At 70.6% G+C, this 11,257-nt stretch carries 6 protein-coding genes; 4 read left to right on the forward strand and 2 right to left on the reverse strand.

Features of this window, described 5'->3' with window-relative positions; all coding sequences use genetic code 11:
- Nucleotides 1–46 precede the first annotated feature (46 nt).
- From CCO03_RS02905 to CCO03_RS02920, 4 genes are all read left to right on the forward strand, one after another.
- The gene (locus CCO03_RS02905) at nt 47–1,567 is read left to right on the forward strand and encodes an efflux transporter outer membrane subunit (protein ID WP_236904008.1); all 1,521 of its coding nucleotides are present in this window, start codon (nt 47–49) and stop codon (nt 1,565–1,567) included.
- A gap of 105 nt (nt 1,568–1,672) precedes the next feature.
- A complete protein-coding gene (locus tag CCO03_RS02910) occupies nt 1,673–3,076 on the forward strand; it encodes an efflux RND transporter periplasmic adaptor subunit (RefSeq protein WP_087277028.1) in 1,404 nt (467 codons plus the stop codon).
- 339 nt (nt 3,077–3,415) lie between these two features.
- Nucleotides 3,416–6,538: an efflux RND transporter permease subunit gene (locus CCO03_RS02915; RefSeq protein WP_087277031.1), complete on the forward strand. Its 3,123-nt coding sequence runs from the start codon at nt 3,416–3,418 to the stop codon at nt 6,536–6,538.
- Nucleotides 6,539–7,223: 685 nt separating this feature from the next.
- A complete protein-coding gene (locus CCO03_RS02920; RefSeq protein WP_157667465.1) occupies nt 7,224–9,176 on the forward strand; it encodes a hypothetical protein in 1,953 nt (650 codons plus the stop codon).
- 192 nt (nt 9,177–9,368) lie between these two features.
- Here CCO03_RS02920 and CCO03_RS02925 read toward each other — a convergent pair whose 3' ends face one another.
- Complete coding sequence (locus CCO03_RS02925; RefSeq protein WP_335583029.1) at nt 9,369–10,355, reverse strand: alpha/beta fold hydrolase; 987 nt, start codon at nt 10,353–10,355, stop codon at nt 9,369–9,371.
- A gap of 221 nt (nt 10,356–10,576) precedes the next feature.
- Nucleotides 10,577–10,981 (reverse strand): carboxymuconolactone decarboxylase family protein, encoded by a 405-nt coding sequence (locus CCO03_RS02930; RefSeq protein ID WP_087277037.1) that lies wholly within the window; start codon nt 10,979–10,981, stop codon nt 10,577–10,579.
- Nucleotides 10,982–11,257 lie beyond the last annotated feature (276 nt).

Genomic DNA, 11,257 nt, shown 5'->3' on the forward strand with positions numbered 1-11,257 from the left:
GCGTCATCTGTGGTGCAATGTCGCGCCTGATCCTCTGGAGCACTGTTTGCCTGACCCCCTCTTCATCCGGGGCGCACGCTGGGCGGCCCCGGTCCTGTTGCTGGCCGGGCTGTGCGCGTGCAGCCTCACGCCGCCACCGGCGCAGGTGGCCACCGCGGTGCCCGCACGCTGGCACCTGGACGACGCGACACCCCCATCGCCCGCCGCACCGGGCCAGCCCGCTGCCGCGCCCGTGGCTTCGTTGCATGACGCCTGGCAGCAGCTGAACGACCCGGTGCTGCTGCAGCTCATCGCGCAGGCGCTGGCCGTCAGCCCCGACGTGGCCAGCGCCCGCACCCGGGTGAGCGAGGCGCGCGCCGGCCTGATTGCCGCGGGCGCTGCGCGCCTGCCCACGCTCGATGGCCAGCTCTCGGCCACGCGCAGCAACGCCGGCACGACCACGGCCCAGGGCGGCACCGTGCCGGCCACGGTGTTGCAGGCCGGCCTGCAGTCGCAGTGGGAGATCGACCTGTTCGGGGGCCGGGGCGCCGCCCACGAGGCCGCCAGCCGCCGCGCCGAGGCCGCGCTGGCGCAACAGGCCGCAGCCCACGTGGCGCTCGCGGCCGAAGTGGCCAACGCCTATTTCAACGAACGCGCCTGCAGCCAACAGTGGGACGTGGCGCGCGCCGATGCCGAGTCGCGCGCCCACAGCGCGCAATTGACCGCGTTGTCGGCCCAGGCCGGCTTCACCGCCCCGGCCGATGCGGCCCTGGCGCGTGCCGCCGCGGCCGATGCCGCCGCCCGCACGCGCGACACGCAGACCCAGTGCGCCGTGGCGCGCAAGGCCCTGGTGGCGCTCACCGCCAGCGACGAGGCTGCGCTGGCCCAGCAGTTGCAGGACGTGCGGCTGCGCGAAGCGTGGCCGGTCATGGCTGCGGTGCCCAGCGTGCCGGCGCCCCTGCTGCTGCAGCGCCCCGACGTCTTCGCGGCCGAGCAGGCCGTGGCCGCCGCCAGCGCCGACGTGGGCGAGGCCCAGGCCCAGCGCTACCCGCGCCTCACGTTGACGGGCAGCATTGGCCGCATGCAGACGCGCGCCCTGGGCGTGCATGCCAGCGCCGACACCTGGAGCCTGGGGCCGCTGGCGCTGTCGGTGCCGCTGTTCGACGGCGGCGTGCGCCGCGCCAACGTGGCCACCAGCCAGGCCCGCTACGACGAGGCCGTGGTCGGCCTGCGCGCCACCGTGCGCGACGCCGTGCGTGAAGTCGAGGTGGCCTTGACGCAGCTGGCCGCCAGCCAGGCGCGCAAGACGCAGCTGCAGACCGCCGTGGCCGACTACCAGCGTTACCTGCGCGCCACGCAGGCGCGGCACGACAACGGTTTGGCCAGCCAGTTCGAGCTGGAGGACGCGCGCCGCACCTGGCTGGCGGCGCGCCTGTCGCTGGTGGGCGTGCAGCGCGACGAGGCCCTGGCCTGGGTCAGCCTGTACCGCGCGCTGGGCGGCGGCTGGCAGCGGGACGGTCAGGCGCTGGCCGACGCCGCATCCGCCACGCCGGCGTCACCGGCCTCACCGACCACGGCGTCGCCGTGACGGTGTTGATTTCCTTGCTGTATCACCGGGCAGCCGTTTGTTTGCAAACGTCTGCCGTGGCATACCCATTCACCTGTTCTTGATGGAAAGCGTTGGGGCCCGTTCATGACACCACGCCTGATTCCCTGGTTTGTTTCCACCCCTTCGGGGCCTGCGCCTGCGGCGCTGCCGGCCTCGCGCCGCGCCGCATCGACCCCGCCTGGTCGCCTTGCGGCCCGCCGTTCGACGCCCGCCTGGGCGGCCGGCGCCCTGGTGCTGGCGCTGACGCTGGCGGGCTGCGGCCGCTCGTCCGACGGGCCCGGCCAGGCGCGGCCTGACGAAGCCGCCAGCGCACCCGCGGCGGGGGCCTCGGCGGCCGAGGCGACCCGGCCGGCGCTCACGGTCAGCGTCGCCGCGCCCGAGCGGCAGGAGTGGCCCGTGACGCTGGACGCCAACGGCAACGTGGCCGCCTGGCAAGAGGCCAGCGTGGGCTCGGAAAGCAACGGCTTGCGCCTGGCCGAGGTGCGCGTCAACGTGGGCGACGTGGTGAAGCGGGGACAGGTGCTGGCCGTGTTCTCGGGCGACACCGTGCGCGCCGATGTGGCCCAGGCCCAGGCCAGCCTGGTCGAGGCGCAGGCCAATGCCGCCGATGCCCAGGGCAACGCCGAGCGCGCCCGCGCGCTGGCCGAAACCGGTGCGTTGAGCCAGCAGCAGATCAACCAGTACCAGACGGCGGCCAAGACCGCGCAGGCGCGCGTCGAGGCGGCCCGCGCCGTGCTGGCCGCGCAGCAGGTGCGCGGCCGCAACGTGCAGGTGCTGGCGCCCGACGACGGCATCATCTCGGCGCGCAGCGCCACCGTGGGCAGCGTGCTGAGCGCGGGCACCGAGCTGTTCCGCCTGATCCGGCAGGGCCGGCTCGAGTGGCGCGCCGAGGTGCCGGCGCATGAGCTCGAGAAGATCCAGCCCGGCCAGCGTGCCGAGCTGGTGCTGCCCAGCGGATCGAGCGTGCAGGGCACGGTGCGCGCGGTCGCACCCTCGCTGGACGACAAGACGCGCAACGCCCTGGTCTACGTCGACCTGGCGCCCCACGCGGGCGTGAAGGCCGGCATGTTCGCGCGCGGCCGGTTCGAGCTGGGCCGCCAGGCCGCGCTCACGGTGCCGCAGGTGGCCGTGGTGCCGCGCGACGGCTTCAACCACGTGCTCGTCGTGGCGGCCGACAACCGCGTGCGCCTGCACAAGGTGCAGCTGGGGCGCCGCCTGGGCGAGCGCGTCGAGCTGCTGGAGGCGCTGCCTGCCGACGCGCGGCTGGTGGTCGACGGCGCGGGCTTCCTGAACGACGGCGACCTGGTGCATGTGGTGCCGCCGCTGCCCGCCGCTGCGGCCTCGGCGCCGGCTTCCGGGCCGGCTCCGACCTCGGCGTCCGCCGCATCCGCGCCTGCGGCAGCCTCCTCAGGCATGGCGCCGGCTGCCTCCGCCTCGGCGCCACCGGCGACGGCGGCGTCCACGCCGGCGTCGGCGTCATCGAACTGAGGTGGCCATGCACACCCTTCACTGCATGTACCCCCGCGGCCCGGCACGGCGGCATCCGTGGCCGTGCCGGCCAGCCGGCCACCCGGCCGAGTCGGCTGGGCCGGCGCCTGTGGCGTTCCAGCCAGCGGTCCCCAGACCGTGCGGCCACACGGTCACGCCGCGCCCGGTTGCGGTGGCCCGTGCTGCCGCGCACCGTGCGTCATGGAGCCCCTCTGTCTTGATCCAATCGAACACGGCATTTCAGCACGCCATGATGGGTATGGTGCTGTTGCCGTTTGACATGAAACGGGCATGCGGGTGTACTGCCTTGCAGGGCCAAGTCGCGAAAGGAGGACTCGCATGAACGTGTCCGCCTGGTCCATCCGCAACCCCATCCCTGCGGTGATGCTGTTCGTGCTGCTGACCCTCGCGGGCTTGGTGGCGTTCAAGCAGATGAAGGTGCAGAACTTTCCGGACATGGACCTGCCCGTGGTCCTGGTCACGGCGGCCCTGCCCGGTGCCTCGCCCTCGCAGCTGGAGAGCGATGTCGCGCGCAAGATCGAGAACGCCATCGCCACGCTGCAGGGGCTCAAGCACGTCACCACCACGCTGACCGATGGCTCGGCCACCATCGCGGCCGAATTCATCCTGGAGAAGCCGATTCAGGAGGCCGTGGACGACGTGCGCTCAGCCGTGAGCCGCGTGCGCTCGGACATGCCGCAAGACCTGCGCGACCCCATCGTCACCAAGCTGGACCTGGCCTCGCAGCCCATCCTCGCGTTCGCGATCGCCTCGGACCGGCTGGACGACGAAGGCCTGTCCTGGTTCGTGGACGACACGGTGGCGCGGCGGCTGATGGCCGTGCCCGGTGTGGGTGCGGTCAACCGCGTGGGCGGGGTGACGCGCGAGGTGCGCGTGGCGCTCGACCCCGCGCGGCTGTTGGCCTTGGGCGCCACGGCGGCCGATGTCTCGCGCCAGCTGCGCCAGGTGCAGCAGGAGAGTGCCGGGGGCCGTGCCGACCTGGGCGGCAGCGAGCAGCCCGTGCGCCTGATCGCCACCGTGGCCTCGGCCGACGAGCTGCGCCGCCTGCAGATTCCGCTGGCCGACGGCCGCCGCATCGTGCTGTCCGACGTGGCCACCATCGAGGACACCGTGGCCGAGCCGCGCGCGGCCGCCGTGCTCAATGGCCAGCAGGTCGTGGGCTTCGAGGTGGCGCGCAGCCGCGGCGCCAGCGAGGTCGAGGTGGGCGGTGGGGTCGAGCAAGCGCTGGCCCAACTGCAGCAGGATTACCCGCACATCCACCTGACGCGCACGCTGGACTTCGTGAAGATCGCCTCGGAGGAGTACGACGCCTCGATGAAGCTGCTGGTGGAGGGCGCCTTCCTCGCGGTGCTGGTGGTGTGGCTGTTTTTGCGCGACTGGCGCGCCACCATCGTCTCGGCCGTGGCGCTGCCGCTGTCGGTGATCCCGGCCTTCATCGGCATGTACCTGCTGGGCTTCTCGATCAACATCATCACGCTGCTGGCGCTGTCGCTGGTGGTGGGCATCCTGGTCGACGACGCCATCGTCGAGGTCGAGAACATCGTGCGCCACCTGCGCATGGGCAAAAGCCCGTACCAGGCGGCGATGGAGGCGGCCGACGAAATCGGCCTGGCTGTGATCGCCACCACCTTCACGCTGATCGCGGTGTTCCTGCCCACGGCCTTCATGAGCGGCGTGGTCGGCAAGTTCTTCAAGCAGTTCGGCTGGACGGCCTCGCTGGCGGTGTTCGCCAGCCTGGTGGTGGCCCGCGTGCTCACGCCCATGATGGCGGCCTACATCCTCAAGCCGCTGGTGGCCACCGAGGAGAAAGACCCACGCTGGCTGGCGACCTACATGCGCTGGGTGCAGGCCTGCCTGCGCCACCGCCTGCTGACCATGGTGGGCGCGACGATCTTCTTCGTCGCCTCCATCGCCATGATCCCGCTGCTGCCCTCGGGCTTCATCCCGCCCGACGACAACGTGCAGACCCAGGTGCGCGTGGAACTGCCGCCCGGCACCAAGCTGGCGCAGACCCTGCAGATGGCCGAGACCGTGCGCCAGCGCCTCACGCAGATCGACCACATCGGCGACATCTACACCGCGGTGGGTGCCGGCAGCGCGGGCGCCGATCCGTTCTCGGGCAACTTCGTCGAAGCGCGCAAGGCCACGCTCACGCTGCAGCTGGCGCCGCGCGGTGAGCGGCCCAAGAAGCAGGTGATCGAGGCGCAGATTCGGGCGGCGCTGGCCGACCTGCCGGGCGCGCGGTTCGGCGTCGGCCTGGGCGGCTCGAACGACAAGTACGTGCTGGCGCTGTCCAGCCAGGACCCGCACGCGCTGAGCGAGGCGGCCACGGCGGTCGAGCGCGAGCTGCGCACGCTGCCGGGCATCGGCAACGTGACCTCGCTGGCCAGCCTGGTGCGGCCCGAGATCGTGGTGCGGCCCGACTTCGCGCGCGCCGCCGACCTCGGCATCACCAGCGCGGCCATCGCCGACACGCTGCGCGTGGCCACCATGGGCGACTACGACAACCAGATCGCCAAGCTGAACCTGGCCGAGCGCCAGGTGCCCATCCTCGTGCGCCTGAAGGACAGCGCGCGCGAGGACTTGGACCTGCTCGCCAGCTTGGCGGTGCCGGGCGCGCAAGGGCCGGTGCGCCTGGGCGAAGTGGCCGACCTGGCGCTGGCCGGCGGGCCGGCCGTCATCAGCCGCTACGACCGTGCGCGCAACGTCAACTTCGAGATCGAGCTGGGCGCACGCGGGCTCAGCGATCTGACCGAGGCCGTGCGCCAGTTGCCGGCGGTGAAGCACCTGCCGCCCAGCGTGCGCATCATCGACATCGGCGATGCCGAGGCCATGGGCGAGCTGTTCACGGGCTTTGGCCTGGCCATGCTCACGGGCATCGTCTGCATCTTCATCGTGCTGGTGCTGCTGTTCAAGGACTTCCTGCAGCCGGTCACCATCCTGGCGGCGCTGCCACTGTCGCTGGGCGGGGCCTTCGTCGCCTTGCTGATCGCGGGCAAGAGCTTCTCCATGCCCTCGCTGATCGGCCTCATCATGCTGATGGGCATCGCGACCAAGAACTCCATCCTGCTGGTGGAGTACGCCATCGTCGCGCGCCGCGGCCACGACGGCCACGATGGCCAGCCCGCCGTGGCGGGCCTGAGCCGCTGGGACGCGCTGATGGACGCCTGCCACAAGCGCGCGCGGCCCATCATCATGACCACGCTGGCCATGGGCGCGGGCATGCTGCCCATCGCCGTGGGCTGGGGGGCGGCCGATGCGAGCTTCCGCTCGCCCATGGCCACGGCCGTCATCGGCGGCCTCATCACCTCCACCGTGCTGAGCCTGCTGGTCGTGCCCGCCGTGTTCACCTACGTGGACGATTTCGCGCAGTGGCTGCTGCGCCGCTGGCGGCGCTGGCGCCACCCGGCGCAAGGGGCCGAATCGCCGGCTCGGGGTTGATGGAGTGGTGGCAGGCAGTATGAGGTGATCGCCGTTCATTGGTGAACGGGGTTGTTTGCATACTGTCAGATCATTTGCTTGGGCTGTCGACGGCAGAACGCCTCTGCTTCCGGGGCAGACGGGCGCCCGCTTCACGGGAACGCACCGTCTGTCCCAGCCGCGGGCCGGGGGCGTGAACGCACCCAACGGCGCAACAGGCCTCGCCGGTGCTCCGTGTTCCCTCGCAATGCGGGCCCGCGCCGTCCCGCTGAACCGGCTTGGCGCGCGTGCCTGGGCCGAAGCGTTGAACCACAGCCCCACCACGCGCGCATGCGCCCACTCGAACCGGTGCCGTGGAGGTGTCCATGGACGCCGGGGCGACGCGATTGCGCCACACGAGCCGCGCCGCGTGAGGGCCGGCAGCATTCACCCAGCCCCGCGAATCTGCGCGTTTGATGGCAGACGCCTGAGCCTTCGCGCGCCATGCCTCATGCCAGGCGTGGCCTGCGAACGGTGGCGCACGACATGGCCTGCGGGTCAGGCGCCGTTCTCATCCGTTGGGCGAGGGATTGGGTAAAACACCTAAATATTCCAATTCAGGTCTCAATAAAATAAAAAGTCTAAAAATGGAATAAATCAGGGGGTCGTCATGACAATCATCCTGCGCTGCTTGGCGCATCTGTTGGTGTGGGCGTGCGCATGCAACATGGCCTGGGCGACCCATGGCCGGTCGATGGACCTGCACTGGAGCGTGCCGGATGCGGCTGATCCGCTGACTGTGCAGTTCGAGCTGTCGTACGTGGTGCGTGCGAGTTTTTACGGTCCCAATCCGCCCGCCACGTTGACCCACAGCCTGGCCTTCGCGACCGACGCGGGAGCCGGCCTGGGTTCACGGCCCATCACCGTGCGCCGGGTGGGGCAGGGCATGGATGCGACAGGCGCCGATGGCCGTTACCTGGTGTACCGGGGGACGGTCACGTACCGGTTTTCGGCCATGGGCATCTACACGGCACGGTTCTCGCACTGCTGCCGTCCCAGCAACCTGGCCAATGGCAACAACGACAAGGACCAGCAGGTGATCGCCCGTGTCGTGCTGGACAACGCGCAGCGCAGCGGCCCGCTGATGGCGGTGCCGCCCGTCATCAACCTGACCGCGGGGGCGCTCAACACCCTGAGCTTTCCGATGCTGGACCCCGATGGGGATGCCACGCAGTGCCGCTTCGCCACCCCGCAGGAGGCCGGTGATGGAAGCATCGTGACGCAGCCCCGCCTGGGCAGCCAGTGGATGACCCTGACCAACAGCGACAACACCTGCACCTTGACCTGGGACTTGCGTGGCGTGGTGGGCAACAGCTTTCATGCCTTGCCGCTGGTGCTCGAGTCCACGCACAACGGCCAGGTCAGCGCTGCCGCTGTGGACCGCTACGTCATCGTGACCGATCGCCACTTCCCGATCTGCACAGGCGGCGGGCAGATCGCCCTGCAACCGAATCAGGTGTTCGCCACCCGTTTTGAGGCGAGCGGCAACTCCGACCTCGTGTTCTCCACCATCGGTGCGCCGGCGAGCGGCAGCTTCAGCCCCGCGGTGGGCAGCACGGGCAGCAGCCCCATGGCGGTGGATTTCGGCTGGACCCCCACCACGGCCGATGCCGGCAACAACTTCATCTTCCAGGCCGTGTTCCGCGACGCCACCAACATCGAGGGCTATTGCAACTACGTGATCAACGTGGACACGCGCAACCCCGACGTGTCCGTGCAGCCGGTCGCCGATGTGCTCATCGGCCGCAGCACCGTCATCCAGGGCCAGGCTGGCAACGTGGCGGCGAATCAGCCCGTCGACCTCACCTTGACCGACAGCCAGGGCCAGGTGGTGCCGCTCTCAGCCCTGGTCCAGGCCGATGGCCGCTGGCAGGTGACGGCGCCCGGTACGCTCGCGCCTGGCGTGGTGACGGTCCAGGTCCGCCTGCGGCATTTCAACGTCCTGCCGGCGTCCACCCAGTTCGAGGTGTTGGTGCCCGCCATCCAGATGGACCCCATCGCCGATGTGGTGCTGGGCTCGGCGGTGGCGCTGCACGGCACAGTCACCCCGGCATTCGACGGCACGATGGTGCTGACCTTCACCGACAGCGCGGGCCAGACGCATACCTTGACCACGCCCCTGAGCAACGGCGCATGGCAGGCCAGCGGTCCGGCTCAGCTGCCGGGCGGTCCAGTGAGCGTGCGCGCCACCGTGCAAGGCATGGCGGCTGTCCCGGCGGCCCAGGGCAGCTTTGAGGTGCGGGTGCCCATGCTGAGCCTGAACCCCGTGGCCGATGTGGATGCCGGGGTGGCGCCCCAGCTGTCCGGCAGCAGCACCGAGGTGCTCAGCGGCACGGTGGACGTGCAGCTGACCGATGCGCGCGGCCAGACGAGGACCGTGTCTGTGCCCTTGCAGGGCGGCGTGTGGTCGCTGGTGGGGCCGACCGACCTGCCGGTCGGGCCTGTGGACGTGCAGGTCAGCCTGCAGGGCATGGCAGGCGTGGTGCCGGCGACCGGGCAATTCAGGGTGCTGGCGATCGCGGCGCCGGCCCCCGTGCCCGTGAACGCGGGCTGGGCCCTGGGGCTGCTGGGTGCGGTGCTGGCCGCCTGGGGCGCCAGAAGGCGGCCGATCCACGCATGAGCATCTGTCCACCTGCGTTCTTCAGGAGCCGCAGGTGGCGGCATACCCATGACGGCTGGCGCTTGGCTGCTTCGGCGGATCGCGACGGCAGACAACGCACCCATGGCACGCTGTTGGCAACCGTCCAGGTGATCGCTGGCTGGGTACGTGCTTGAGAGCGCCTGGGGTCGGCCAGGTGCCAGACCGGGCCGGTCAGCGCAGGAAGGCTTCGATCTCGCGCGCCAGCAGCTCGGGCTGGTCGTGGTGCAGCATGTGGCCGCATTCCGGGATGGTGAGGCTGCGCAGCTGGGGCACCACGCCCAGGCGCTGGTCGAACTCTTCCATGGTGTAGCGGCGCTGCCACCAGCGCTCGAAGCTCTGGTCGGACGCCTTGATCATCAGCGTGGGCGCCTCGATGCAGCGCCACAGCGCCAGGATCTCATCCACGCGGTACTGCGTGGCGCTGGTGATCTTGTTGGCCGGGTTGCCCAGCAAGCGCCAGCGCTGCACGCCGTCCTCGTGCATGACGGGTTCGGCCCACTGGCTGGCCAGCCACAAGGCCTTGTCGGCCGTCAGGCGCGGGTTGGTCTTTTGCAGGCGCTTGGCCACCAGACTCAGGTGGTCGTAGTCGCGCAGGCCCATGCGGCCGTCGTGGTAGCGGGCCATCTCGTCCATCCAGCGGCGCAGGCGGGTGATGACCTCTTCGGGCTCGGCCGCCGGCTGGCCAAAGCCTTCGACGTTGATGAGGCGGCGGATGCGCTCGGGCCGCAGGCCGGCGTACTGCATCACCACGTTGCCGCCCATGCTGTGGCCCAGCAGGTCGATGGGTTCGGGCATCTCCAGCACGTCGAGCAGGCCGTCCAGATCGGCCAGGTAGTCGGGGAACCAAAAGTTGTCCTGCTCGTCGGCGCGCGTTTCGCCAAAGCCGCGCCAGTCGAGCGCGATGACGGGGCGGCCCACCAGGAACTCGTCGCTGAAGGCGTCGACCATGAACTGGAACGACGCGCCCACGTCCATCCAGCCGTGGCACAGCACCAGCGGCGGCGGCACGGCGTCTTCCGGAGCCATCTGCGTGGGCTGCCACACGCGGATGCGGTACTCGAGGTTGCGCACCGGCGCGGTCATCACCTCGGGGATGCGGCGCGGCTGGTAAGCGGCCACATCGGCCAGCGGGAAGGTGTCGGTGTCTTGGTCGAACATGGGGTCCGGTGGCGCAGGCGCCGTCGAGGAGTGCAGATGCGCGCCATTGTGCGCACGCCGCGCGTCACCGGGCGACGCCTGATCGACAGCGTGCCGCGGCGTGGGTGGTTGCGCGCGGGGTGGCCCGAGGCGATGGCGGTGGCGGGTGAGTGAGGGTGTTTGGGGTATGCGTCAATTCTCGATGTAAATAAATCGAGAATCTGCGTATACCCCACGAAAAATCAGGTCGCAGCAGGTTGCTCGGCCACCACCTGGGCGGCGACGCGGAAGGCGTCGATGGCGGCTGGCGCGCCACAGTACACCGCGGTCTGCAGCAGCACCTCCTTGATCTCGTCAACCGTGACGCCGTTGTTCAGCGCGCCCTGCACATGGGTTTTCAACTCGTGCGGGCGGTTCAGCGCGGTGAGCATGGCCAGGTTCAGCATGGAGCGGGTTTTGCGGTCCAGGCCGGGCCGGGTCCAGACCTCGCCCCAGGCGCACTGGGTGACCCACTCCTGCAGGTCGACGGTGAAGTCGGTGACGTTGCTCAGCGCGGCGTCGACGTACGCATCGCCCAGCACCTCGCGGCGCGTGGCCAGGCCACGTTCGAACATCTCGGGGTTGCTGGGGGCAAAGGGGCGGGTCATGGGGCTCTCCGGTGGTGGGGCGAGCGCAGAGCATAGGGGATGCCGCGAGCGGGTCCATGGGGTCCGAAAGACGCGCGCGTGCCGGGGAGCGGGGCGGATTGGGGGGCGGCGCACCGCCCAGGTGAAGCACGCTGACGGCGGAGGGCCCGCGGTGGCGGGGCGGCCTGGCCGTTGCAGCGGCTTGGGCGCTGCACCACAGCCTGACACGGCTTGGCCCGGCCCGGCCCGGCTCGGCTCGGCTCGACTCGACTCGACTCGACTCGACTCGACTTTGCC

The organism is Comamonas serinivorans (assembly GCF_002158865.1).
Lineage (GTDB): Bacteria > Pseudomonadota > Gammaproteobacteria > Burkholderiales > Burkholderiaceae_C > Comamonas_E > Comamonas_E serinivorans.